Consider the following 25,102-nt stretch of genomic DNA (forward strand, 5'->3'; position numbering starts at 1 on the left):
ACGAAGAACAACAGTCGTGATTTGAGCGAGTCGGGGTTGGAGGACCGGTCAGGCATTGTACTGGATGTGGTATTCAAGCATCAAAGCGTTATGTCGAATCGAAACCACGAGTCGTGTCCGGGCAATCTCCGCTGTACTGTCCGAAAACTGTGGAAACGCATCCTGTCGGAGAGTTCGCTACGAGTAGGGTGAAAATAGATAGACGTGACACGCTCAACTCACCGCTTGATTCGACACTACTGCCCCGTCACGCTCTCCGACGTGTGACAGCGCAAAATAACCCCAAAGCGGGCCGCGTGCCGCGCGGGGGTGGCTTGTGGCCCGCGCGGCGTACGAAAAAGGGTGCCTCTGTGTGGTGGTGGGCCGGTGCGTCTCAGCGGGGTTACCGACGCCGGGCGGCGACGAGCGCCGCCGCGACGAGCGCGACGAGGGCTACGACGAGGCCGAAGCCGGGCGCGTCGGTTGACGACTCGGTCGTCGTCTCCATCGACTCGTCAGTCATCTCGGTCGCGGGCTCGTCGGTCATCGTCTCGGTCGGTTCGTCTGTCATCGAGTCGGTCGGCTCGTCGGTCGTCGTCTCGGACATCGTGCCTTCGACCGTGTAGTTGGCCGTGGCGATGACTGCACCGCCGGCGGCCACGTAGGGACCGTCGTTTTCGCCCTCGCCGGTCACGAAGTCGTAGGCCTCGTTGCCGTTGGTGTCCATGTGCGCCATCGGGACGACGGTGCCGGACTCGTTGAGCGGCGCGTCGAGAGTAATTTCGACGTTCTCGTGGGTGCCGGGTGCGAGGTACGCGGAGGTGCCGCGGACGCTCTCGAACACCGCGCCCTCGGTGACCGTCCCGTCGTGGACCGTCACGAAGCCGCCGTCGTGGAGCGTGACGGAGTCGACGGTGACGGTCGTGCCGTCGCCGGACTGGTCCATCGCGGTCACGACCGCGTTGACCGAGGTGTGGGCGCTGGCGACGACCGCACCGCCGTCAGCCGTGTACGGGCCGTCCGCCTCGCCCTCGCTGGTCACGAAGTCGTAGGCCTCGTTGTCGTTGGTGTCCATGTGCGCCATGGGGGTGAGCACCTGCGAGGAGCGAATCGGCTCGTCGAGGGTGACTGCGACGTCCTCGTGGACGCCGGCGGGCAGGTACATCGAGGTGCCGACCACGCTATCGAACACCGCGCCGCCCGACAGCGACGGGTCGTGAATCGTCACGAAGCCGCCCTGCGAGAGTTCGACCCGGTCGACCACGACGGTCGCGCCGTCCGAAGCCTTCGTCGTGTAGTCGACGCTGGCGGAGACGGTCGCCTCGCCGCTGTCGACGACGGGGCTGCCGTCAGCCGTGTACGGACCGTCGGCCTCACCCTCCGACTCGGGGAAGGTGTACGTCTCGTCGTCATCGGTGTCCATGTGCGCCATCGGGACGACGGTCGTCGTCTCGTTCAGCGGCGAGTCGAGGGTGACCCGCACGTCGCGGTGCAGGCCGGGTTCGAGGTACGCGGAGGTGCCGCGGATGCTCTCGAAGACCTGTCCTTCCGTGACCGTCCCGTCGTGGACCGTCACGAAGCCGCCGTCGGGCAGGTACGCCGAGTCGACGACGACGGAGTAGCCGCCGGTGGCCTGCGCGGTGTAGTTCACGCTCGCGGTGTCCGACGGCATGGCCATCGCGGTGTCGACGACGGGGCTGCCGTCAGCCGTGTACGGGCCGTCCGTCTCGCCTTCCGACTCGGGGAAGGTGTACGTCTCGTCGCCGTCGGTGTCCATGTGCGCCATCGGGACGAGCGTCGTGTTCTCGGTCACGGGCGCATCCAGCTCGACGCGGACGTTCTCGTGGACGCCGGCGGGCAGGTACGCCGAGGTGCCGCGGATGCTCTCGAACACCGCGCCCTCGGTGACGGAGGCGTCGTGAATCGTCACGAAGCCGCCCTGCGAGAGTTCGACCCGGTCGACCACGACCGAGTCGCCGGTCGTGGGCTGGTCGGACATCGAGACGGTCGCGCTCGCGTTGACCGTCGCGGTGTCGACGACGGCGCTCCCGTCGGCCGTGTACGGGCCGTCGGTCTCGCCGTTGGCCGCGACGAACGAGTAGACGCGGTCGCCGTCGGAGTCCATGTGGGGCATGGCGACGAACGTGCCGGACTCGTCGACCGGTTCGTCGAGGTGGACGGTCACGTCCTCGTGGGTGCCGGCGTCGAGGTACGCCGACGACCCGACGACGCTCCCGAGGACGTTGCCGTCCGTGACGGAGGCGTCGTGAATCGTCACGAAGCCGCCCTCGGGGAGCGTGACGGAGTCGACCGTCACGGTCGTCCCGCCGGTCGCTTGGTTCTCGAAGGAGACGGCCGTGGTCTCCTGTTGTGCCGCTGCGGCCGCCGGGATGCCCCCGACGACCACGACGAGTGTCATCAACACTGCGAGTGTGCGTCGCATGTCTCAGAGGGGGACGAATATTTAAAAGAAGATTTTCCGAACTGTCACCCAAATCTCTCCCCGATGTGTCCCCAGTCGCCCGATTTCGGCGGCCAGAATCCTTATCCGGCGGTTGGCTCACGCCGGGTCGGCAGAGCGAACGCGCCGGCTGTCGAGCGCCAGTTCGAACACACAATCCGCGACTCGAAGACGGCGAATCGGGCCCGATGAGACGGGGTTAAATACCGCTCGTCCACCAACTATCGCTATCGGATGTCCTACACCTACTCGGGCGACGCGCATCTCGGGCTCGCGGCGTCCTACCGCGCCGACGACGACCCCTTCCCCACGGACACGTCGCTTTCGTTCCCGCGCCGGAACCACCTGCGAGAGGACGTCGACCTCATCAAGCGCCTCCTGTTTCCCCGGTGTTGGAACGCGGGGCCGTGGGTCGCAGACGAGGAACTCCTCCGCGACGGCGTCGCCAACTTCGGCGCGCTCTGTTACTCCGGTATCGACCCCTACATAGACGAGGACCCCGCGCCCATCGTGGACGAGGTCGTCAGGCGACTCCCCGATATCCGCGAGCGACTGAAGAAAGACGTGGAGGCGGCGTACAAAGGCGACCCCGCCGCGCGCAGCTACGTCGAAATCATCCGGTCGTACCCCGGCGTGCAGGCCATCGTCGTCCACCGGGTCGCCCACGCCTTCTACGAGGCCGGCGCGCCCGCGTACGCCCGCGAACTCGCCGAGTACGCGAAGATGGAGTCGGGCATCGACATCCACCCCGGCGCGACCATCGGCGACTACTTCTTCATCGACCACGGCACCGGCGTCGTCATCGGCGAGACGACGACCATCGGCGAGTGGGCGCGCATCTATCAGGACGTGACGCTCGGCGCGCTCCACTTCGAGGAGGACGAAGACGACGAACACTCGCTCAAGAAGGGGTACAAACGCCACCCGGACATCGGTGACAGCGTCGTCATCGGCGCGGGGACCAAAGTGCTCGGCGCGGTCTCCGTCGGCGACCACGTGAGCATCGGCGCGAACTCGTGGGTCACAGAAGACGTGCCGGACCACACGAGCGTCTACATCTCGGAACACCCGACCCACGAGCGGAAACACCGGGACTGAGCGGGCGAAGGTGCGTCAAAACCGGACTGGAGCGGGAGAAAACAGCGGTTTCAGTCGAACGTAATCCACGCGAGGAACACGAGCCCGGCCGTCTCGAAGACGTGCAACAGCATCATCAGCCGCCAGGCGATGACGGGCACGTCGGTGCTGAACCACCCCGAGAGCGTCGGGTCGAGGATGTACATGTAGAACGCCAGCGCGTTCTCTGCGAGGAGGAACACCCCGAACACGAGGAGGCCGACGGCGTGTTTGGACCTGAAGGTCAGGTAGTTTCGGGCCCACACCGCCGACAGTGCGAGAAGCACGACGACGTTGACGCCCGAGGAGACCGTCGCGACGTCCACCCAGATACTCATTCGTTCTCTCCTTTCCCCGTCATCCTGATATACGCTTTCCCAAATCTTTCCATAATCGTGGCGTCACAGTGTCGCACGCTCAGTCCATCCGCTCGACGATTGTCTCGACGGTCTCCCAGTTGGCGCGACACCGCGGCGACGGGAGGTAGACCGCGCCGTAGTCGTCGCCGCTTCGCTGGACCACGTCGTTGTCCATGAGCACGTCGAGGTGGTGTCGGACGGTCTTGTAGTCGAGGTCGAGCGTCTCGGCCAGTTGGTTGGCGTTTCGCGGCTGCTCCTCTACGGTCTTGAGAATACGCACACGGTTTTCGCCCCCGCGGGTTCCCGTGAGCACGTACCAGAGGACAGCCTCCATCGTATTCGTTGATACGTCGGGTGAACCTAAGAGCATCGACCGACAGACACGGACGCGACCGACCGAGGCGCGCTACTCGGCAGACGACGCCGAACCGCCGTCGTCCCCGCCGTCCCCGCCGACCGACGCCTCGTCGCCCAATCGCTCCGAAACCGCCGACAGCGACTCCAACTCGACCGACTCGGGCACGCGGGCGAGCGCCGACTCGGGCCAGTCGTCGTGCGCCAGCGTGAACGCCGCGTCGGGGTTCTCCTCGACCAGCCGCGAGACGCCGCGGGCGGCCTGCTCGTAGGCGTCGCGGTCGAGGCGCTCGGGGACCTCGGCGGTGAGCGGGTACGTCTCGGAGAGCGACCGCGGGAACGGGCCGAACGGCGGGACGACCCGCCACGTCGCGTCGAAGTCGTCGCCGGAGGGGACGCCGCCCTCGGTGAGGAGGACGTGGCCCTCGGCGGTCAGGCGGTCCATGCGGGCGTGGTGGCGTGCAACCTCGGGGCGGTGGGCGCTCTCGTTGGAGGCGTAGAAGAACGCGCCCTTCGAGGCGGGGTCCTCACGTTCGAGCTGGTCGACGTGGTCGAGAAGCGCGCGGTAGCCGTCGAGCATCGCCGGGTGCGAGCGGGCGCGCTCCTCGACGAGTTCCATGAGGTCGCCGTCGCGGATGGCCTGCTTGATGCGGCGGAGTTCCGCGAACGTGACGTGGAGGTTGTGCTCGGCGAGCAGCTGTTCCTGTCGTTTCGGCCCTTTCTCGCGGAGGTCGTCCGGCGAGTACTCCGTGCAGATGGGACAGGTACACGGGAGGTAGTCGAGGTCTTCGAGGTGTTCGGTCCCGCGGACGGTGAGATACCGCCCGTCGCGGGCGTAGAGGGCGTAGGCGGCGGAGTCGAACAGGTCGCAGCCGAGCGCGACGGCGAGCGCGAGCATCATCGGGTGGCCCGCGCCGAACAGGTGGACCGGGGCGTCGACGCCGAGCCCGCGCTTGGCGGCCGCGACGGCGTCGACCATGTCGTCGTAGCGGTAGGCGTTCATCATCGGGACGACCGCGCCCACGGGGAACACGTCGAGGTCGGTCGCGTCGGCGTGGCGGCCGGCCTCCTCGCGGAGGTCCGGGTAGGTCGACCCCTGCACGGGGGCGTTGACGAGCATCTCGCCCGTGTCGGCGGCCTCGGCGTCGGCGAGGGCCTGTCTGGTGATTTCGAGGTCCGTCTCGGCCTGCTCGCGGGCCACGTCCGGCGGCGTCGGGATGTCGACCGGGGTGGCGATGTCGGTGCCGATGTCGCGTTGGAACTGGAGAATCTCCTCGGTCGTCGTGTCGATTTCGCCGTACTCGGCGAGTTGGAACGACCCCGAGTCGGTCATGATGGCCCCGTCGAAGTCGAGCATCTCGTGGAGCCCCACGTCGAGGGCCTCCTCGCGGAGGTGGTCGTTCGTCTTGATGATGTAGGAGTTGGTGATGAGGACGTCCGCGCCGAACTCGGACTCCAGTCGCGCGGGCGAAATCGTGTCGATGTTGGGGTTGACGACCGGCAGGAGCGCCGGCGTCTCGACGGTGATCCCCGCACGCGGGACCGAAAGCCGGCCGATGCGCCCGGCGAGGTCCCCGTCGCGGAGTTCGAAGTGGTCGCGCATGGACTGTCGTTTCCCGAGGGCGGCGGTAAGAGTTGCGTTCGCGGGCCGGTCGTCGGGGAGAAAAATAGACGCACGACGACATATCGGTTTATTCATCGAAATATTCTAGAAAAACAGACAGGAGAGATATCAAACGTGATTTTTTGGGCGAACAGTTTACAAAGAGATTGGGTCAACCGAGAGTATAGATGTTAGCCGACCTATCACCACTCGAAGTAACCGCGCTCGCCGTCGCCCTCGTCGGGCTGATACCGGTTATCACGCAGTACAGAGACGAGACCAAACTGTTCGCCGCGGGCTACGTCCTGCTCGTCATCGGGATGGTCGCGACGAACCTCGAAGTGTTCTTCCTCGGGTCGGTGCTCAACTTCGTCGAGCACGCGTTCGGCATCGGCCTCGCGGGAGCCACCTTCTTCGCGGCGGCGTACCTGCGCCGGAAAAACGTCATCAACGGCGGTGACGGCTCGTGATAATCGACGCGCTGTTCGACGCTATCGGGACCCTCGGGTTCATCGGCGCGGCGGGGCTGGCGTGGCTCAACTACCGCGACACCGACGCCGAGTCGTCGTTCTGGCTGACGTACGCGTTCGCTTCCGTGCTGGCGATTCTGTGGATGATCAGCCTCACGATGGAGAAACTCGGCATCTACACCGAGGTATTCAACCTCGTGACCTCGCCGCTCATGACCGCCACGGTCGCCGTCTTCGCCATCGGCGGCACCGCGACGCTCGCCATCGTCGCGGACATGAAAGAACTCGTCGACGACGCCGACGAACGGCGGCGCGAACTCGACGCGCTCACGACGGACCTCGAACAACAAGCTGAGACGTACGGCGACGCGATGCAGAAGGCCGCCGACGGCGACCTCACCGTCCGCGTCGACGCCGAGAGTCAGAACGACGCGATGCGCCGCATCGGGCTGGGCTTCAACGAGATGTTAGACGCCATCGACTCGGTCATCGTCCGAATCCAGACGTTCGCAGAGCAGGTCGACGACAAGAGCTCCGAAGTCACCGCGAGCGCGGACGCCGTGAAGACCACGAGCACGGACGTGGCCAACAGCATCGAGGAGATTTCGGCGGGCAACGAGACGCAACACCGGAACCTCAACGCCGCGGAGTCCGAACTGAGCAACCTCTCTGCGACCATCGAGGAAATCGCCTCCTCGTCCGAGGAAATCGCGCGACAGTCCCAACAGACCGTCGGGCGCGCCAAAGAGAGCCAGAAGGCCGCCAGTTCGACCATCGAGAAGATGGAGCAGTTGGAGTCGCGGTCGACCGAGACCGTCTCCGAGGTCGAGGAACTCCAGCAGTCAGTCACGCAGATCAGCGAGGTCGTCGACCTCATCGACGACATCGCGGAGAAGACGAGCATCCTCGCGCTCAACGCCTCCATCGAGGCGGCGGGCGCGGGCGACGCGGGCGAGGGCTTCGCCGTCGTCGCAAGCGAGGTGAAGACGCTCGCCGAGGAGACCGCCGAGGCGACCCAAGAGGTCGACTCCCTCATCGGTGACATCGAGCAGTCGACCGAGAACGTCGCCGAAGACACCTTCGAGACGCAGGCCGAAGTCGAGTCCAGCCGCGAGACCGTCGGCGAGACGGTCGAGGTGCTCGAAGAAATCGTCCACAAAATCGAAGACAGCAACGACTCCATCCAGTCCATCAGCAGCGCCACCGACGAGCAGGCGCAGTCGACCCAGGAGGTCGTCACGATGATGGACGAAATCACCAACCTCAGCGACCAGACGGCCTCGGAGGCGCAGAACGTCTCCGCCGCGGCCGAAGAACAGACGGCGGCGACCCAGCAGATTGCGGCGTCGTCCTCGTCGCTCTCGGAGCGCGCACAACAGCTCAAATCGCTCGTCTCGCAGTTCGAGTCCGGGCACGCGACGGGCGGCGCACCGGGCGGCGAGGCGGCGACGCCCGCGGCTTCGGCCCCGAACCGAGCGATGCGGGCCGACGGCGGCGACGACTGAACCCGAACTGACCGACGAGACCGACGACCGGCGCACGGGCGAGCGCCCCCGACGAACGTTTTTCTGCCGACTCGCGCGCCGGGGAGGCGCGCCTACGCGCCGACGCCCCAGAAGAAGGCGATGCCGGCCACGGTGACGACCGACAGGAGCAATTGCAAGGGCGCGCCGACCCGGAGGAAGTCCGAGAACGTGTAGCCGCCGGGGCCGTAGACGAACAGGTTCGTCTGGTAGCCGACGGGGGTCATGAACGCCGTCGACGCCGCAAAGGTCACGGCGAGGACGAACGCGAACGCGTTGGCCCCGATTGATTGGGCGGCGCTGGCTGCGACCGGAATCATGAGCACGACGCTCGCGTTGTTCGAGATGACGCTCGTGAGCAGTCCGGTAGCGAGATAGAACACCCACAGCACGCCGATTGCGGGGAGGAACGTCGCGGTCGAGGCGACGGCGTCACCGAGAAGCGCCGCCGCGCCCGTCTGTTGGAGCGCGACGCCGAGCGGGATGACGCCCGCCAGCAGGAAGATGACGTTCCACTCGACCGATTTGTACAGTTCGTTCGGCTTGAGGACGCCGGTGAGAATCATCGCGACCACGCCCCCGAGCGCAGAGACGACGATGGGAAGGACGTTGAACGCCGGGAGCGCGACGACGCCGGCGATGATGGCGACCGCGAACGGCGTCTTCTCGGTTCGGTAGTCGACGTCGTCGAACTCGTGGGCGACGATGAAGTCCTCGTTTTGGACGAGGCGGGTGAGGCTGTCGGGCGGGGCCTGCACGAGTAACGTGTCACCGACGCGGATGTCGATGTCCTCGAAGCGGTCGCGGACGACCTTCCCGCGGGTCCGAAAGGCGAGCACGTTCGCGTCGTAGCGCTGGCGGAACGTCGAACTGGCGAGGCTCTCGCCGACGAGAAACGAGCCCGAGGGGATGACGACTTCGACCATGACAGGCTCTTCTTCGCCCGGGTGGAGTTCGCTCTCGGAGCGGGGGCCGCCGACGAACGTGAGCCCCTCCGAGCGCATGATTCGTTCGAGCGTCTCGCGGTTCGTTCGGAGCCGGAGCGTGTCGTTTTCGTGAATCTCCTTGCGAGCCAGCGGTTCGGGGAACTGCTCGCCGTAGCGGATGAGCTGTAACACGTCGATGTCGAGGTCGTCGTTCCCGAGGGCCTCTTGGACGGTCTGGCCGATGAGCGACGAGTCCGCGGGGACGACCACGTCGGCGAGGTACTCCTGGAGCGCGTACTCCTCGACGAGGTCGTCCTCGGCGGGCACCCGCGTGGGGAGCAGGCGGACGCCGACCGTCATGAGGTAGACCGCGCCGACCACGAAGACGATGACGCCGAGTTTGGTGAACTCGAACATCCCGAAGGCGTGGAGGCCGAGGCCGGGCGACTCCCGTCCGAGCTGGGCCGCGATGTCGCTGGCGAGGATGTTCGTCGACGTGCCGATGACCGTCAGGGTGCCGCCGAGCATCGACGCGAACGAAAGCGGCATGAGGAGCTTCGACGGGGAGGTCTTGCCCTTGTGCGCGAGGTCCGCGACGACCGGGACGAGGATGGCGACGACCGGCGTGTTGTTGATGAACCCCGACACCGGCCCGGTGACGGTGATGGTCGCTGCGAGCTGTTTCGAGCGGCTGTTGCCGGCGAACTCGGCCATCTTCCGCCCGATGAGTTGGACGATACCGGTTCGGTTGACCCCCGTGCTCAGGATGAGCATCGCCAGCACGGTGATGGTCGCGGGGCTGGCGAACCCCGACAGTCCCTCTTGCGGGGTGATTTGCGTCCACGGCTCCAACACCATCAGAAGGACCATCACGACGATGGCGGTCACGTCGATGGGGAGCCACTCGGTGGCGAACAAGACGAGAGAAAGCAGGATGAGCGCGAAGACGACGAGCATATCGCCCGTGACGGCCGCCGGGACGAGTCCTTCGACTACCGACACGAGTGTGGAAAAGAACACATCTGTTCGAGGGGACAGCGAGCGAAAAAGGCTGGTATCGACGACTGCTCAGAACAGCAGTTCGGTCGGGACCCCGCCGGGGCTCATCTCGGTGAGCTTGAACACGAGGTACGCGAGCAAGAACAGCGTCGCGTTGTACGCGCCGTGGATGAGCGCCGGGACGGTGATGTTGTCGGTCAGTTCGTACGCCGTGCCGAAGACGACGCTCGGGAGGAACAGGATGCCGATGGTGACGAGGCGGCCGCCCGCGCCGCCGGTGAGCGCGACGTAGTGAATCGCGGCGAAGATGGCGCTGGCGAGGGCGATGCCCGGGACCGGGCCGAACGACTCGCGGATGCGGTTCTGGACGACCCCGCGGAACAGCAGTTCCTCGCCGGGGCCGATGAGGAGGAACGACGCCGGGACGAGGAGCAACAGCACTTCGGGGTCCTGTGCGGCGATTTCGGTCACTTGGTTCGACCCCGCTTGGACGCCGAACGTCGAGACGAGGAACGCGCCGACGAACGCCGCGACGAGCGCGGTCACGTAGCCGAGGACGACCGCGACGAGGTCGCGGAGCGACGGCATCGAGACGCCGAAGTACGAGCGGTCGAGGCCGCGGTATCTGGTGTAGACGAGGGCGACGCCGCCGAAGGCGATGCCCTGCAAGAGGATGAGCGACGTGACGACGAGCGCGAGGGGCGTCAGTTCGACGCCCGCGCTCGCCGCCGCGAACTGCGTGATAAAGACGAGTATCGTGCCGACGACGAGACCGCCGCCGCCGAGGGCGATAGCTGCGAGGAAGGACCGAGCGAGGTCGGGGAAACGCGTCGTAGTAGACACAGGCGACCAGTTGGAGCGCCGGCGTCAAAATCCTTCTCGCCTCGGAACGGGGTTCGAGGGGCGAACGCGGGCGCGCGAGTGACCGGGTGCGCTACTCGCCGGCGAGTTCGTAGTAGAGCACGCCGAGGACCGTCCGGGCGTCGCGCACCTCGCCCGCGAGGACGGCCCCCTTGAGGTCGTCGTAGTCGACCGTCGTCGGGCGGATGCTCTCGTTGAAGTCGAGGTTCTGGTCGGCGCTCGGCTCGCATCCGCGCGCGACGAAGTAGTGGTGGACGGAGTTGGCGATGCCGTTGGCCGGCTCGACGGTCACGAGCGGTTCGACCGTCTCGGCCTCGTGGCCGGTCTCTTCCGCGAGTTCGCGCCGGGCGGCCGCGGCGTAGTCGTCGTCGTCCGGTTCGGTGCCGCCGGCGGGGAGGCCGCGGTTCGTCCGGCCGACGGCCTGTCGCCACTCGTCGATGACGACCACGTCGCCGTCGGGTGTGAAGGGGAGGACGACGACCGCCGCCGGCTCGTCGACGTAGTGGAAGTCCGTCTCGGTCCCGTCGGGGAGCCGAACGTCGTCCATGCGGATGTCGAAGCCGGGACACGAGTAGTCGATGCGCGTGTCGGTGGTCTCCCACGCGAGGTCGTCGTCGCTCATGACAGCACGTGACGGCGGTATTTCCAAAAGCGTCGCGATACCCCGCTACCCCGCGTCGTCGAACGAGACGGTCGCGAGGTCGGCTTCGAGGTCGTCGACGTAGTCGTTGTACGCCTCCACGAACGCGGCGAAGTCGCCGGCGAGTTCGCGCACGTCGGGCGCGGCGGGCGGTTCGTACTGCGACAGCAGGTAGATGCCGCCCTCGCCGCCGACGCGGAGGTACGACGCCCGCGGGCCGTCCCACTTCAGCTCCCAGCGCGTGCCGCCGACCCGCTGGGTGAAGGTGCCGTACTCGCCGTCGAAGCGGTTGAGTTCGCCCGCCATGGTGTCGGCCACCTCGCGGATGGTCGAGACGAGGTGGTCCCGCTGGGCGACGATTTCCTCGGTCGTCGTCACCGCGGGGAACGCCGTCGGCACGTCGTCGAGGACGCCGTCGAGCGACTCGACGTGGTCGTTGTACGCCTCCACGAACGCCGGGTAGTCCTGCATCGCCGTCGCCAGCGCCTTCGGCTCCGGCGGCTGTTTGGTCGAGACGACGTACGTCTCGCCGCCCGACTTCCCCTTGAACCGGAGATACTGGAGCGCGCCCGCCTCGTACTTGAGCGTCCACGTCCCGCGGCGCGTCTTGAACGTCTCCTGGCCGTAGTCGCCGCCCTGGAGGATGGCGAGTTCGCGCGCGATGGTGCCCGCGTGGGCCTCGACCGCGGCGACGACCTCGTCTCGGTTGGCCGCGACGTCGTCGACGCTCGCGATATCGAACGAGAGGGCGTCAGTCATGGTCGGAAGGTGGCGATTGGAGGGGATAAGTGCGTCCGTCGCCGGATTTATCATCGGTGATACGCGTCTCGGATGTGATGAGCCAACACAGGGCATCGATTGGTGGGACAATCGGTGGGATGGCACGACGGGCGAACCCGGCCTTTGCGGGCGGCATCGTCGCCGTCTCGGTGGTCGCGCTCGCCTACGCGGTGACGGTCGGGTCGCTCCAGCAACACACGTTCGTCCACGTCATGGCGGGGCTGCTCTGGACGGGGACCGACCTGTTCATGGGGGCGATTCTCGGGCCGGTCATCGGCGGGCTGACCGACGAACAGAGCGCCGCGGTGTTCGAGCGCCTCACGCCGAAGACCTCGTTTTTCCTCCCGTCGATGGCGCTCGTCACCATCGCGGGCGGCATCACGCTCGCCCAGCGACTCGGCGTGTTTCCCCACGCCGAACCGTGGCTCGCGCTGTTCACCGCCGCGAACCTGATTCCGATTTGCCTCCTGCTCGGTCGCCGCCTGAACGCGTGGCGCGACCCGCGGTGGCAGGCCGTCTTCGCCGTCGCCACCGTCGGCTCGCTCGCGTGGGTCGCGACCACCATCGGTGACTTCCGGATGACGACCCCGGCCATCGTCGTCGCGCTCGTCGTCGTCACCATCCTCTCGGTGCAGGGCTTCGGCTTCCTGATGCCCGGCGAGATACGGATGTACTTCGAGATGACCTCCGAGGACCCGGACCCCGGCGTCATCTCGGCCATCGGAAAACAGAACGCCATGCTCGGCGGCGTGCAGGGAGTGTTCCAACTCGTCCTCATCGCCGACATGGTGTACCTCCGCTACGGCGGCTTCTGAGGTGAACGCGGGGCGGCCGCGCTCGCGGGGTCAGTCGACCCGGCGGAACACGCGGCGGGTGTCGCGGTCGCCGTGTTCGCAGGCGACCTGTTCGAAGCCGAACGGCTCGAACACGGCCGCCCAATCGCGGTAGTACAGCGGGAAGTCGTACTCCTCGTCGTTGACGCCGCGGTCCTCGGGCGGCACCGACCGGTCGCCCTCGTTTTCGACGGTGACGACGTAGTCGCTCGCGCTCCGAGCGACCGCCTCGAACACCCACGCGTCGTCGGGGTGGACGTGCTGGAGCGTCTCGACGGAGTAGACGGCGTCGAACTGCCCCGGAGAGAACTCCTCGACGGTCTCCTCGATGGCGGCGGCGTGGAACGTCCCGCAGCGGGCGAGGTCGGGGTAGGCGTCGGCCATCACCTCGAAGCAGTCGGGGTTGATGTCGACGCCGTGGAGGTTCTCGAAGCCGTGTTCGCGGAGGTGCGAGAGGTGTCGGCCGGGTCCGCAACCGAGTTCGAGAATCGACGCCGAGGCGTCGAGTCGCTCGTCGAACACCCGCCGAATCGCCTCGCTCGTCTCGTTCGGCCCGTAGTACGCGTAGTACTCCGGCGAGAACTCTCCCGACCGGTCTGCCCACTTCCGACGAACGTCGTTAGCATCCACGGTGTCGGAGACCGTCCGGCCACGCGTAAAGCCTCGTCGGCCGCGACCCGCCGGATTCGACGAGCGGAACTGCCGATACCACATCTTACCGCGGAATCGCCGTCGAATCACTAGGCGAGCGCGTCCAGAACCGACGTATCAGAACATTCGTCTACAAACGTCGATGATTCAGAAAAGTATTCAATAAAATAACCCCGTGACAACACGACCCTCACAAGTCTTATCCGTAAAGGGCGTGTGTGTTCAAAAGCAATGGCGAAAGGAAACGTTGATTTCTTCAACGACACTGGCGGCTACGGTTTCATTTCGACGGACGATGCTGACGACGACGTGTTCTTCCACATGGAAGACATCGGCGGCCCGGACCTCGAAGAAGGCACGGATGTGGAGTTCGACATCGAGCAGGCCCCCAAGGGCCCCCGCGCGACGAACCTCACGCGCCTTTAAACTAATTTAGTACGCCGCGTTTCGCGGCAGAACGATAACTTACATTTTGCGTATATTCGACCGGCGAGCGACGCGTTCGCGGCCGGTCGCTGGCCGAAAAAGCGGCGGCGAGACCGCTCAGAACTCGCCGTTGATGATGTCGGCGACGTGCTGGCGGTCGAACAGCTGTTCGTCTTCCGGGATTTCGGGGTACGGGCCGCCGTCCGAGGTCGGCCACTCCCCGAACGCCTCGGGATAGAACTGCTTGGCGCTCATCTCAAGCTGGAAGAGGTTGAGAATCGGCCCCTGATAGCGCGCGCCCTGCGGGTAGACCCGACCGTTCTGGACCGCCGAAATCTCCGCGGCGACGGGGTCGGATTCGAGCGTCGCCCGGAGGTCGTTCATGCTGACGCTCGGCTGCATCCCGCTCAGGAAGAGCAGAACGTCGGGGTCGGCCTCCAACAGCGCCTCGAAGTCGACGGTCGACCCCGACTCGATAGAGCCCTCGAACGCGTCGTGCGGTGCGAGCGGCCGGATGTGCGAGGTCATAAAGCCGGGGTTGCCGACCGTGTACGCCCAGACCTGGTTCTCGATGTCGGACGCGGTGAGCAACACGACGCTCGGGCGCTCGTCTTCCGGCGGCAGCCCCGCCTCGATGGTGGCGAGCACGTCGTCGTGGACGGCCGCAAGCGCCTCGTAGCGCTCCTCCTCTCTGAGCATCTGCGCGACCTTCTCGAACTGCTCCCACAGCGTGTAGTACTCGTAGTCGCCGGTCCACTCGTCCGTCGGCGACGCGTGACGGGCGCTCAACGAGTTCCCGAACCACGGCGAGATGTTCTCGGCGACCTCCTCGATGTCGGCCATGTCCCACTGTTCGAGTTGGACGACCCACGCGGGGTCGGCCAGATGCACGTCGCTGTCGAGTTCGTAGAGCTTCTCCTTGCTCGTCTCCCACGAGGGGTACAGGTCCGCCCAGTCCACCTCGACGCCGGGGAGCCGCGCCGTGAACTGCTTCCACGTCGCGTCGTAGTACGCCGGCCCGTTGACCGCGTTGACGTCGTCGCCGCGGCCGAGCGCGAACGCCATCCCCGCGTGGTGGGTCAGCCGCGTGAAGATGCTCTGCGGCGGTTCGTCGAACTCCACGGTGCCGACCGGCGACATCGTCACCGAGTACGACCCGTCCGCGGGCGATTCAGTCCCCGTTTCGGTGGCCGCTTCGGTCGCGGTCTGGGTCGGGGCGTCGGTCTCGCCGTCCGCCGTCGATTCCGAATCATTTCCCCCGGTACAGCCGGCGAGCAGGCCGCCGCCGACCGCCGCGCCGCCGTACTTCACGTAGTCGCGCCGCGTCAGTCCCGTCCGTGGCGTCTCGTCGTGCTCCATAGTTTTTTAGGCCTGCCTAAAATAGATAATTGCTTCGGTTCTCGGGCGACAGCGGGGTCACGACTGCCAGTGGTCGTTTAGTCGTCGGAGACACCGTGGATTCGTCGGTGTCGAAACGGCGGCCGTGTCGGTGGTTCCGCCCGTTTGCAACTACTGTCCAAAACTCAGGTAGGTTGTCCGTGAAGATGCCGTCTCAGATTCGAACTTCCCTCGCTGTCGCTCGGACGTTCGAATCTTCAGTCACCCAGACAACCGTTTCGAGGGGACTCGCACACGCTACGCGGTGCTCGTTGGCGTTGAAAGGGGTAGAAATGGGACACTGTGACTCGCTTCGCTCGTCACAGGCACCCGCTCACTTCGTTCGCGAGTACGGCTCAGATTCGAATCCAGCGAGACGTCGTCTCGCCTCTTCACGCTCGCTGTGCTCGCGTGAACCACGGTCACTCACTTCGTTCGTTCCCTGATTCGAATCTTCACCGGGTGAAATCACCCCACACCTTTCAGACCACTCGCTGTCGCTCGCGGGTCGTGAAAGGTGGGGAGAATATGGGCCGGCTCAGATTCGAACTGAGGTTACGGCCACCCGAAGGCCGAAGGATACCAAGCTACCCCACCGGCCCGCATTTTGAGGCAAGCCACCGTCGCGTTTAACAGTTGTGATTGCGGGCCACCGTCAGACGCCGTGGCACACCGCCGACCCCGACTCAGTACCGCGAATAGCCCGCCGTGTCGAGGTGGTTGTGCGCGACCGTAATCGAGTGGTCGGCGTGGAGAATCTCGGGGCCGAGGCGGACCCGCTCGTCGGCGGCGGCCGCCAGCAACTCGGCTTCCTCGTCGGTGAAGTCGTGGTGGTCCGAGAGGACGAAAAGCGGGTTTTCGGGCGGTTCGACCTGAACAACGGGGTCACCGTCCTCGTGGAGTTCGACGACGGTCGCGTCGCGGGCGGCCTTTTCCAGCGTCGTCTCGAAGTCCATCCGGCGGATGGAGACCCCCGGCGACGACTCGGCGGGCATGTGGCCGATGGCCTCCTCGCGCTTTTCGAGCGCCTTGCGAATCAGGGCGGCGGTGGAGCGCTCGTCGGGGTTGAGTCGGCGGAGTTCCGACCCCTCGAAGCGGACGGTGTACTCGTTTCCGAGGACGAGGTGGACCCGAACGTCCTCGCGGATGTCGTGCGAGAGGAAGAACGCGGAGTTGACACAGCGGCAGAGCACGTCGAGTCGGCCGGCCCCGCCCGCGATGTCGTCGAGCGAGAAGTCGGGCGTCGTCGGCGCGTCGTGGCCGGTGACGATGAATTGGCGCATGCGTCCGACTCGGCGCGTGGGGACCTTATCGGTGTCCACTCGCGGGCGAGCGACAAGGGGCGACGGCGGCGAAGACGCCCGGCGAGGCCGGGAGCCGTCGCTCGGAGGCGCGGGGACTGAGCCTCGAAAGAAACGAACGGGACGCGTCGAAACCGGGGGTCCGGCTTCGGTCGCGTCGTCGATGGGTGGTGTCAGTCGCGTCGGTGCGACTCGGTTACGCCGAGGTCGGCGTGGTTCCCTGGGTGGGTGCTGAACCCGGTGCCGGGCCGGACGCTGAACCGCCCGGACCCGGGGCGCCGGATTCGGGCGTGGCCGGAGCGGGCGCACCGGACTCCTTGTCGCCGGAGACGAGGAAGTCCGCGAGGTTGCCGACGAGCACCTCGTTGTCGGCCTCGTAGGCCGACTCGGGCGTGAGGAAGTCGGCGTCGCCGATGGCGACGACCGTCTCGCTCTGGGCGGCGACCGTGTACGGACCGGACTTACGAATCGACTCGACGCGGGTCTCGCCGCCGGAGACGAGCGCCGGCGAGACGCTGTCGGCCGAAATCGAAAGCGGCGCGGCGTCGCGGAACACGACCTCGTCGACGCCCTCGGTCAGGGCGGTGTCGCCCTCCGGCGTGGCGTAGACGTTCTCGTAGTTGAGGTAGTAGTCGTGCATGTTGTACAGCGACGTGGAGCCGAACGAGACCCCGTAGTCGGAGGTCAGTCCGGCGTCGCCGCCGGTGGGGCCGGACGACACCGAGACGCTGACGAGGCCGAGGATGCTCGTCGTGCCCGCGGACTGCGGGTCCCCGACGAGAGCGACGCGGCCGCCGGCGTCTTCGAACGACCGGAGGCCGTCGAGTTGGCCGCCGGTGTACGGCTGTTCGGGGTTGACGACGACGAAGGCGTCGGCCCGGCGGAGCGAGGCGTTGAAGTTCCGCTGGGCGTCCTCGCGGGTGAGGTACTCAACCTCGTGGCCGTTGGCGACGAGGGCATCGACGAGCGGTTGCACGTCGGACTCGCTCACGTCGTTGCCGTGGCCGACGTCGATGAGGACGGTCTTCGACGCGGCGTTGGAGTCCATCGTCACCTCGCCCGATTCGGGGCCGGGCGTGGCGACGAGTTCGTCCGCGTCGAACGCCTGTTTCGCGGCGTTCTGGGTGTCTGCCGAGTCGCTGCCGCCGAGTTGGACGGCGTAGGGTGCCACCGCGGCCCCGACCAGAATGAGGCCGAGTACGACCGCGAAGACGACCGTCCCGCCGAGTAAGTTACGCTGAGACATTGCCGATCACCTCGTCTTCGTACTGCACCTGTCCGTACACCATCAGGAACTGCGGCGCGCGAACGCCGTCGTAGCCCATGGGACTCTCTTCGACGACGACCGTCGAGTTGCCGTCCTGCGAGCTGAGAAGGATGATGCCGGACTGGGTCGGCGGCTCCTTCTCGACGACCTCGTAGTTTTCGAGGCCGGCCTCGGAGGCGGCGCGGTCGATGGCCGTCTGGAGCGTGCCGATGTCGTCGGCGTAGCCGTTCTGCGTGGCGCGAGCGCCGGTGTAGACCTTCGCGTAGGCGACCTCTTCGCGCGACAGCGAGAGCTCGTCGCCGCGGTGCTCCATGACGCTACCGACGAAGGCGTGTTTCAGCGTCTCAATCTGGGCTTCGCGCTGGTCGACGGTCATCGACGCCTTGTCCGGTCCGGTGCGGATTTCGTTGGACGTGCCGCCGATGGGGGCCGACCCGCGGACGCCGACGCTCCCGATGACCGAGGAGGGCGTCACGTAGATGCTCTCGGAGGGAAGCATCGTGTAGTACGCGCCCGACGCGCCCGTTCCTTCGACGCTCGAAACGACGGGCATCTCTTGGGCGGTCCGGTTGACCGCCAGATACATCTGCTCGGACGCGGCCGCGGAGCCGCCGGGGCTGTCGACCTGCAGGACGACCGCCTTTATCGATTCGTTCTCTCGCGCTTCTTGTAGGTCCTCTTCCAGCTGGTCAGCTGTGTGGGAGGTGATGGTCCCGTCGACCGAGATGACCGCGACCCTGTCGGGGGTGGGCGCGGCCGCGTCGTAGACGACGGGGGCGAGGAATGCTCCAACCAGGACGGCCGCGACGATGGCGAGGACCGAGACGGTCCGCGTCGACGCCGCGGAGGAGGGTTTTGATACCATACGTCGACCGTGAGTTTTCGAGCCGGTTTCAAAATACTTGTCATTAGAAAATACAGTCCGCCAGACAATAACGGCGGCGGGGAACTGCATCGCCCGAGGGTTCGCCGTCGCCCGAGCGTCGGCCGGTTAGTCTCAGTCGGTCAGCCCGTAGCCGCGCCGGAACAGCACGACGTTGAGGCCGACGACGGCGAGCGTGAGCGCCGTCAGCACGCCGAGAGAGAGGTTCGGGTCCACCTCGGTGACGCCGAGGAAGCCGTAGCGGACGCCGTTGACCATGTATATCATCGGATTGAGCAGCGACGCCTGCTGGAAGGTCGCCGGAATCTCGTTGAGCGAGTAGAAGACGCCGCCGAAGAACACCAGCGGGCGCAGGATGAACTGGTTCATCATCGTCAGGTCGTCGAAGTCGTCGGCCCAGAGGCCGCCGACCACGCCGAGGCCCGCGAACAGCAGAGTGATGATGAGCATGAACGCGACGAGGTAGAACGGTTGGGCGACGCCGACGGTGGTAAAGACCATCCCGATGAGGGCGACGAGCGCGCCGACGAGCACCCCGCGGGTCGCACTGGAGAGGACGTACGCGCCGACCATCGAGGTGTACGACAGCGGCGAGGTGAGCGCCTCCTCGATGTAGCGGTTCCAGCGGCCGTGGAAGATAGAGAAAGAGGCGTTCTCGAAGGCGTTGGAGACGGCCCCGAGGACGATGAGCCCGGGGAGGATAAACAGGATGTACGGGACGCCCGCGATTTCGTTGATGCGCTCGCCGAGGATGACGCCGAACACGGAGAAGTACAGCACGTTCGTGATAAACGGCGGGACGAACGTGTTGCGCGGGCGGCGGACGAACCGGAGAACCTCGCGGCGAAGCAGGGCGTAAAAGCCGGTCACGTCGAGGCTCGTGAGGCTCATTGCTCGACCTCCGCGGTGGCGCGGCCCTCGCCCTGTCTCGTCATCTCGACGAACACCTCTTCGAGCGACGTGCGCGAGATTTCGAGGTCGACGATTTCGTGGCCCTGCCGGTCGAGCGCCTGCACCACGTCGGGGGCGACGAGACCGCCCTGCTGGGCCGTCACGACGAGGCGGGTGCCGTCGAGTTCGACGGCCTCGACGCGGTCGTCGTCGGCCGCGAAGTCGGGGACTGCGGTCGGCGGGTCGCGGAGTTGGACGACGATGTCGTCGGTCCCGCGGTCCATCAGTTCCTCGGGGCTGGCGACCTCGATGACGGACCCGGAGTCGAGGATGGCGACCTCGTCGCAGAGGCGTTCGGCCTCCTCGATGTAGTGGGTCGTGAGCAGGATGGTCGTCCCGCTGTCGTTGAGGTCGACGATGGTCTCCCAGAGTTCGTGGCGCAGTTGCACGTCGACCCCGGCGGTCGGCTCGTCGAGGATGAGCAGGTCGGGGTCGGTGATGAGCGCCCGCGCGAGCATGAAGCGGCGTTTCATCCCGCCGGAGAGCCAGTCGAAGCGGGTGTCGCGCTTGTCGTAGATGCCGACGCGCTTGAGCACCTCGTCGGCGCGCTCTGCGGCCTCGTCGTGCGGAATTCCGTGGTAGCCCGCCTTGTGTTCGAGCACTTCGCGGATGGGGAAAAAGCGGTCCACGTTGAACTCCTGGGGCGCGAGGCCGATGCGGTCGCGTGCCTCGCGGTAGTCGTCTTCCACGTCGTAGCCGAAGACGCTCGCCTCGCCGCCGGTCTTGCGGACGAGTCCGACGAGGATGTTGATGAACGTCGTCTTCCCCGCCCCGTTCGGGCCCAACAGCCCGAAGAACGAGCCCTCCGGAACGTCGAGGTCGACGCCGTCGAGGGCGCGGACGTCGCCGTAGGACTTCGTCAAGTCGCGTATCTCAATCGCAGATGCCATTCGTTGGTGCGTCGTCGGGCGTGGACGCGATTAAGCGTAGTGTCCGCGGAACGCCCCGTCACGGCGTGGCACGCCCGGTCGCCGGGTGGAGCCGACGACGCTCGAATCCTCTGCGAGGGGACGGTGTGTTACCATGTATCAAATTAGGGCCTAATATCCATCCGTACAGAACTAAGTCATTAACTAATATTATCATTATCAATCATTAACTATTAGTACTCCTCGGCAGTCGAACCGGGTGAGGAGACATCCGATGGTAGTATCCGCAGCACACCACGCGTCCGACCGCTCGACGACCGCGATACGAACCGACCGCTACCGACCGCCGACCCCACCGACGTAACCGATGACAAACCGCGACAACACGACCCGAACCGACACGACGACCCGCACGCCGACCACCGCTCGCTCGACGCCGACTCGTCCCCCCGCCGCGCGGCGCTACCCCAACAACGAGGAGAACATGGACGCGCCGCTCGTCCCCTTCATCCAGCGGCCGGGCGAGGACGACGAGATGACGACGATTCGGCGCGAACTCGCCGCGCTCCGCGCCCAACTGAACCGCATCGAGCGAACGATGCAGCCCACCGACACCCAATGAACCCGACCGAACTCGACAGCGACGTCTTCGCACAGGATGTTGACAACCAGAAGGCCCGCGAACTGCGGGAGATGCTGAACACGCAGGACTTCGTGTTCGCCCCCGGCATGTACCACGCGCTCGACGCCCGCCTCGCCGAGATGACGGGCCACGACGCCGCCTACATGTCCGGCTACTCGACGGTCCTCGGGCAGTTCGGCTTCCCGGACTTGGAGATGGTCACGATGACCGAGATGGTCGAGAACGCAAAGCGCATGGTCGAGGCGACGAACCTGCCGGTTATCGCCGACTGCGACACGGGCTACGGCGGCATCCACAACGTCCGCCGCGCCGTCCGCGAGTACGAGAAGGCCGGCGTCGCCGCCGTCCACATCGAAGACCAGACGACGCCCAAGCGCTGCGGCCACATCGCGGGCAAGCAAATCGTCTCCCGCGAGAAGGCCAAGGCTCGCTTCGAGGCCGCCGTCGACGCCAAGCAGTCGGAAGATACAGTCGTCATCGCCCGCACCGACGCCTACGGCTCTTCGAACGGCGACTGGGACGAGCACGTCGAGCGCGGCCGCATCTACGCCGACGCCGGCGTCGACATCGTCTGGCCCGAGATGCCGAACCCCTCGCGCGAGGACGCCGTCGCCTACGCCGAGGAGATTCACGAGACGCATCCGGACCTGAAGCTCGCGTTCAACTACTCGTCGTCGTTCGCGTGGTCCGAAGAGGAGGACCCGCTGACGTTCCAGGAGTTGGGCGACCTCGGCTACAAGTACATCTTCATCACGCTGTTCGGCCTCCACTCGGGCGCGCACGCCGTCTACGAGGACTTCAAGAAGCTCGCCGAGCAGGACGAGGAAGGCCAGTTCGACCTCGAGCAGCGCTACCTCGGCCACCCGACCGAGAGCCACCACGAACTGTCGTTCGTCTCGCGGTATCAGGACATCGAGACGCAGTTCGACCCCGAGGCGCGCCGCCGCATCGAGGAGTCCGAAGGGTTCAGCGAGGAGCAGGCCGACCCCATCACGAGCAACGACGATGACTGAGCGCAGACACGACAGGGAGTTCGTGCGGACGTTCTTCACCTCGCCGACGGCCGTCGAGGGCGAAGACGACTCCGCGAAGATGCTCCGACGGGCGGCCGGTCTCCGCGGGATGCAAGCGCCCGACGTGTGGGTCCCCGACAACGAGGACGCCACCGCGCCGTCGATGCGCGACGAGGGAGCCGAGAACATCGTCGAAGTCATCTCCGAACAGGGCGCGGAGTTCCCGGGCGAGATTCACCCCCGGATGGTCTGGCACCGCGACAGCCCCGAGACCCGATATCAGGGCTTCCAGCACATGCTCGACATCACCGACCCCGAGCGCGGGGCGGTCGAGCACATCGACGGCTTCGTCATCCCCGAGGTCGGCGGCATCGACGACTGGAAGAAGGCCGACGAGTGCTTCACCATCGTCGAGCACGAGCACGGCCTCGACGAGGGGAGCCTCGCCATGTCGGTCATCATCGAGAGCGGCGAGGCCGAACTCGCCATGTGCGACCTCCGCGACGAGATGGGCAAGCCCTCCAACAACCTCGAACGGCTGTTCCTCCTCGTCGACGGCGAGGTCGACTACACGAAGGACATGCGCGCCATGACGCCGACGGGCGAACTCCCGGCGTGGCCGGAGCTTCGACACAACACCTCGCGCGGGGCCAGCGCCGCCGGCTGTATCGCCGTGGACGGCCCCTACGACGACATCCGCGACGTGGAGGGCTACCGCGAGCGCATGACCGACAATCAGGCGAAGGGGATGCTCGGCATCTGGTCGCTCACGCCCGGACAGGTCGTCGAGGCAAACACCTCGCCGCTCCCGCCGAAGACCGGCAGTTGGCTCCTCGACGCGGACGGCGAGGAGGTCGAACTCGCGTCCGAGGACGGCGTCGAGGCGTACGACGGCGACCGCCTCTCGCTCGAAGCCACCGACGGCGGCTACGAACTCCGGGTCGGCGGCGACGCGCGGGAGCTCACCGCCGACGAACTCCGCGAGGAACTGCTGGGTCTGACCTCGTACGTCCCGAGCATGGACGACATCGTCGACTCCATGAAGGAGTTCGAGGCGGCCAAGGAGGCCGGCCGCGGCGCTATCGCCATGACGCAGTCCGCGACGCTCCGTATCGGCGGCACCGAAATCGACATCGAAAAAGACCGGATGTGGGACGAAGCGACCTATCAGGCCGCGATGACGCCCATCAGCCTGTTCCAAGACGTGTACGAGAACCGCCCGGACCAACACGATGAACTGGAAGAACGCTACGGCGCGGGCGTCGTCGAGCGCGCGATGGAGGTGGGTCTGTAAGCGCGGAAGACGGTCCGCCACAGGGGGTCCGCCGTCGGCCCCGGTTTCCGGCTTGGTCAGACGACGGCGTCCGGTTTCGTAGCTCTGCGGCGCGCGCGCCCGAACCGTGGGGGCGGCGCGCCTCGCTTTCTTCGGCAGTCTCGCGCGGTCCGCTTCGACTCGACAGGCCTCCTATCGACGCTAGCCTCAAGGTCCGCGCGCGCGACTCGACGCGTGTGAACGATTCCTCGAACACCCCGGCGACGACCGCGTCGGAGAGCGACGACGCCAACGACGGCAGCGGCGACGGCGACGAACCGCTGGAACCCGATGCAGTCGTCGAGTTCGAGGCGACTGGCGTCACCGACGAGGAGACCCTCGCGCGACTCCGCACGGTGAGCTTCTACCTCGACGAGGCGGTCGAGATTCCGGGGACGAACTACCGCGTCGGCCTCGACCCGATACTGGGGCTCGTGCCGGGAGTCGGTGACGCGACGGCCTCGGCGCTCTCGGCGTACATCCTCGTCGAGGCCGCCATGCTCGGCGTGCCGCGAGCGACGCTCGCGCGGATGCTCGGCAACGTCGTCCTCGACGCGACCGTCGGGTCGATACCGCTCGTCGGCGACGTGTTCGACGCGGCGTGGAAGGCCAACGCCCGGAACGTCCGGCTGTTGGAAGCCCGATGCGACGACACCTCCCCCGCGGCCGCAGCGGCCGACCGGCGCTTCCTCGTGGCCGCGGTGGCCGCCGTCACCCTCCTGCTCGTCGCGCTCGGCGCGGCGACTGCGCTCGTCGCCCTGTGGCTGCTCGGACAGGTTGGCCTATTGTAACTATCTGAAAAACAAACTAACTAAACCGGGTGTGTGGCTGGTTATCTCCCCCCAAAATATAAACTACAAGACATATATACGAGCTTGCAAACCGTGGCGTATGGAACGACGAACCTTCCTGAAGAGCGTCGCCACGACGGGAGCCCTCCTCACCACCGCCGGTTGTATGGGCGGTGGCTCCGAGTCGCAGCCGACCGCGGATACCGAGACGGGCAACGAGACCGGCAACAGTACGACTGGCGAGACGACGACCGAGGCCGAACCGGCCGAGGTCCCGTCGCCGGAACTCACCTTCCGCACGAACAGCGGCGTCCTCCGCGTCGTCCACATGGGCGGCGAGAAAATCACCGACGAGGGAACGGACGAGGTCTACGTCACCGTCGACGACGAGCGCACCGCGACGTGGGTCGCTGACGGCGACAAGGGCGGGGAGTTCCCCGTCTCGGTCGGTAACTTCCTCGAAATCGAGTCCGCAGAAAGCGGCTCGACGGTCGAGGTCGTCTGGGTCGGCAGCGAGGGTGCCGAAGAGGTCCTCGCGACTCACGAGGTCGGTGCCGAGGAGACCGCGACGACGACGGCCACGAACGAGACGACCACGAACGAAACCGCGACGAACGAGACGGTCACCGAGACGACGACCGCCAACGAGACGGTCACGACGACGGCGACCGAGACGACCACGTCGTCCGGCAACGAGACCAGCAACTGAGGACG

General features: G+C 66.3%; 25 protein-coding genes and 1 tRNA gene. 10 read left to right on the forward strand and 16 right to left on the reverse strand.

The genetic code is table 11. From position 1 onward, the window contains the following. Positions 1-382: 382 nt before the first annotated feature. Positions 383-2,398, reverse strand: coding sequence for a DUF7282 domain-containing protein (locus tag DEQ67_RS13225; RefSeq protein ID WP_199505995.1), 2,016 nt, complete (start codon positions 2,396-2,398; stop codon positions 383-385). A 276-nt stretch (positions 2,399-2,674) separates the two neighbouring features. Between DEQ67_RS13225 and epsC the strand changes: the two genes are divergently transcribed. Continuing rightward, on the forward strand, positions 2,675-3,538 hold the full coding sequence (epsC, locus tag DEQ67_RS13230) for a serine O-acetyltransferase EpsC (RefSeq protein ID WP_004062899.1): 864 nt from the start codon (positions 2,675-2,677) through the stop codon (positions 3,536-3,538). A 50-nt stretch (positions 3,539-3,588) separates the two neighbouring features. On the opposite strand, the gene DEQ67_RS13235 is transcribed toward epsC, so the two are convergent. The 3 genes from DEQ67_RS13235 to tgtA all read right to left on the reverse strand — a co-directional run bounded on the left by DEQ67_RS13235 (position 3,589) and on the right by tgtA (position 5,872). Next, positions 3,589-3,894: a hypothetical protein gene (locus DEQ67_RS13235; RefSeq protein WP_008605678.1), complete on the reverse strand. Its 306-nt coding sequence runs from the start codon at positions 3,892-3,894 to the stop codon at positions 3,589-3,591. A 79-nt stretch (positions 3,895-3,973) separates the two neighbouring features. Next, positions 3,974-4,249: a winged helix-turn-helix domain-containing protein gene (locus tag DEQ67_RS13240; RefSeq protein WP_004041883.1), complete on the reverse strand. Its 276-nt coding sequence runs from the start codon at positions 4,247-4,249 to the stop codon at positions 3,974-3,976. A 72-nt stretch (positions 4,250-4,321) separates the two neighbouring features. Next, positions 4,322-5,872 (reverse strand): tRNA guanosine(15) transglycosylase TgtA, encoded by a 1,551-nt coding sequence (tgtA, locus tag DEQ67_RS13245; protein WP_006601163.1) that lies wholly within the window; start codon positions 5,870-5,872, stop codon positions 4,322-4,324. Positions 5,873-6,060: 188 nt separating this feature from the next. Between tgtA and DEQ67_RS13250 the strand changes: the two genes are divergently transcribed. Together DEQ67_RS13250 and DEQ67_RS13255 are read left to right on the forward strand one after the other, a co-directional pair. Beyond that, positions 6,061-6,342, forward strand: coding sequence for a hypothetical protein (locus DEQ67_RS13250; RefSeq protein ID WP_004062902.1), 282 nt, complete (start codon positions 6,061-6,063; stop codon positions 6,340-6,342). Then, positions 6,339-7,847, forward strand: coding sequence for a methyl-accepting chemotaxis protein (locus DEQ67_RS13255; RefSeq protein ID WP_004062903.1), 1,509 nt, complete (start codon positions 6,339-6,341; stop codon positions 7,845-7,847). The genes DEQ67_RS13250 and DEQ67_RS13255 overlap by 4 nt, the downstream gene beginning before the upstream one ends. A gap of 92 nt (positions 7,848-7,939) precedes the next feature. Here the strand turns inward: DEQ67_RS13255 and DEQ67_RS13260 are convergent, their stop codons facing one another. From DEQ67_RS13260 to DEQ67_RS13275, 4 genes are all read right to left on the reverse strand, one after another. Next, entirely contained in the window at positions 7,940-9,811 is a 1,872-nt protein-coding gene (locus DEQ67_RS13260) for an SLC13 family permease (protein ID WP_115803200.1), read from the reverse strand. A 48-nt stretch (positions 9,812-9,859) separates the two neighbouring features. Beyond that, positions 9,860-10,633 (reverse strand): CPBP family intramembrane glutamic endopeptidase, encoded by a 774-nt coding sequence (locus DEQ67_RS13265; protein ID WP_115861141.1) that lies wholly within the window; start codon positions 10,631-10,633, stop codon positions 9,860-9,862. 91 nt (positions 10,634-10,724) lie between these two features. Further along, positions 10,725-11,273, reverse strand: coding sequence for an NUDIX hydrolase (locus DEQ67_RS13270; RefSeq protein WP_004062906.1), 549 nt, complete (start codon positions 11,271-11,273; stop codon positions 10,725-10,727). Positions 11,274-11,318: 45 nt separating this feature from the next. Continuing rightward, positions 11,319-12,050, reverse strand: coding sequence for a hypothetical protein (locus DEQ67_RS13275; RefSeq protein WP_006601161.1), 732 nt, complete (start codon positions 12,048-12,050; stop codon positions 11,319-11,321). A 119-nt stretch (positions 12,051-12,169) separates the two neighbouring features. Between DEQ67_RS13275 and DEQ67_RS13280 the strand changes: the two genes are divergently transcribed. Next, positions 12,170-12,886, forward strand: a complete 717-nt coding sequence (locus DEQ67_RS13280; protein WP_004062908.1) for a hypothetical protein — start codon at positions 12,170-12,172, stop codon at positions 12,884-12,886. Between the two features lie 30 nt (positions 12,887-12,916). Here DEQ67_RS13280 and DEQ67_RS13285 read toward each other — a convergent pair whose 3' ends face one another. After that, on the reverse strand, positions 12,917-13,534 hold the full coding sequence (locus DEQ67_RS13285) for a class I SAM-dependent methyltransferase (protein ID WP_008608314.1): 618 nt from the start codon (positions 13,532-13,534) through the stop codon (positions 12,917-12,919). A 252-nt stretch (positions 13,535-13,786) separates the two neighbouring features. Between DEQ67_RS13285 and DEQ67_RS13290 the strand changes: the two genes are divergently transcribed. Further along, positions 13,787-13,981, forward strand: a complete 195-nt coding sequence (locus tag DEQ67_RS13290; protein ID WP_004041873.1) for a cold-shock protein — start codon at positions 13,787-13,789, stop codon at positions 13,979-13,981. Between the two features lie 117 nt (positions 13,982-14,098). On the opposite strand, the gene DEQ67_RS13295 is transcribed toward DEQ67_RS13290, so the two are convergent. The 7 genes from DEQ67_RS13295 to DEQ67_RS13325 form a co-directional block, all read right to left on the reverse strand. Beyond that, the gene (locus DEQ67_RS13295) at positions 14,099-15,340 is read right to left on the reverse strand and encodes an ABC transporter substrate-binding protein (protein WP_115861145.1); all 1,242 of its coding nucleotides are present in this window, start codon (positions 15,338-15,340) and stop codon (positions 14,099-14,101) included. Positions 15,341-15,887: 547 nt separating this feature from the next. Next, a tRNA-Pro gene (locus tag DEQ67_RS13300) sits at positions 15,888-15,960 on the reverse strand. 84 nt (positions 15,961-16,044) lie between these two features. After that, positions 16,045-16,641 (reverse strand): tRNA (pseudouridine(54)-N(1))-methyltransferase TrmY, encoded by a 597-nt coding sequence (trmY, locus tag DEQ67_RS13305; protein WP_424020127.1) that lies wholly within the window; start codon positions 16,639-16,641, stop codon positions 16,045-16,047. A gap of 214 nt (positions 16,642-16,855) precedes the next feature. After that, positions 16,856-17,905 (reverse strand): DUF4350 domain-containing protein, encoded by a 1,050-nt coding sequence (locus DEQ67_RS13310; protein WP_115861149.1) that lies wholly within the window; start codon positions 17,903-17,905, stop codon positions 16,856-16,858. After that, positions 17,892-18,791 (reverse strand): S49 family peptidase, encoded by a 900-nt coding sequence (locus DEQ67_RS13315; RefSeq protein ID WP_004062915.1) that lies wholly within the window; start codon positions 18,789-18,791, stop codon positions 17,892-17,894. Before DEQ67_RS13315 ends, DEQ67_RS13310 begins: the two co-directional genes overlap by 14 nt. Before the next feature lie 132 nt (positions 18,792-18,923). Next, a complete protein-coding gene (locus DEQ67_RS13320) occupies positions 18,924-19,700 on the reverse strand; it encodes an ABC transporter permease (protein WP_004062916.1) in 777 nt (258 codons plus the stop codon). Beyond that, positions 19,697-20,650, reverse strand: coding sequence for an ABC transporter ATP-binding protein (locus tag DEQ67_RS13325; RefSeq protein WP_115861151.1), 954 nt, complete (start codon positions 20,648-20,650; stop codon positions 19,697-19,699). Before DEQ67_RS13325 ends, DEQ67_RS13320 begins: the two co-directional genes overlap by 4 nt. A 346-nt stretch (positions 20,651-20,996) precedes the next feature. On the opposite strand from DEQ67_RS13325, the gene DEQ67_RS13330 reads away from it, so the two are divergent. From DEQ67_RS13330 to DEQ67_RS13350, 5 genes are all read left to right on the forward strand, one after another. Continuing rightward, positions 20,997-21,251 carry a hypothetical protein gene (locus tag DEQ67_RS13330; protein ID WP_004062918.1) on the forward strand — a complete coding sequence of 85 codons (255 nt, stop codon included), beginning with the start codon at positions 20,997-20,999 and terminating at the stop codon, positions 21,249-21,251. After that, positions 21,248-22,285, forward strand: a complete 1,038-nt coding sequence (gene aceA / locus DEQ67_RS13335; protein ID WP_004062919.1) for an isocitrate lyase — start codon at positions 21,248-21,250, stop codon at positions 22,283-22,285. The genes DEQ67_RS13330 and aceA overlap by 4 nt, the downstream gene beginning before the upstream one ends. Beyond that, on the forward strand, positions 22,278-23,579 hold the full coding sequence (gene aceB / locus DEQ67_RS13340) for a malate synthase AceB (RefSeq protein WP_424020128.1): 1,302 nt from the start codon (positions 22,278-22,280) through the stop codon (positions 23,577-23,579). The genes aceA and aceB overlap by 8 nt, the downstream gene beginning before the upstream one ends. Before the next feature lie 215 nt (positions 23,580-23,794). Beyond that, on the forward strand, positions 23,795-24,388 hold the full coding sequence (locus DEQ67_RS13345; RefSeq protein ID WP_004062921.1) for a DUF4112 domain-containing protein: 594 nt from the start codon (positions 23,795-23,797) through the stop codon (positions 24,386-24,388). A gap of 100 nt (positions 24,389-24,488) precedes the next feature. Beyond that, positions 24,489-25,097 (forward strand): twin-arginine translocation signal domain-containing protein, encoded by a 609-nt coding sequence (locus DEQ67_RS13350; protein WP_115803212.1) that lies wholly within the window; start codon positions 24,489-24,491, stop codon positions 25,095-25,097. Positions 25,098-25,102 lie beyond the last annotated feature (5 nt).

The sequence above is a fragment of the Haloferax sp. Atlit-48N genome, assembly GCF_003383015.2.
Classification (GTDB): domain Archaea; phylum Halobacteriota; class Halobacteria; order Halobacteriales; family Haloferacaceae; genus Haloferax; species Haloferax volcanii.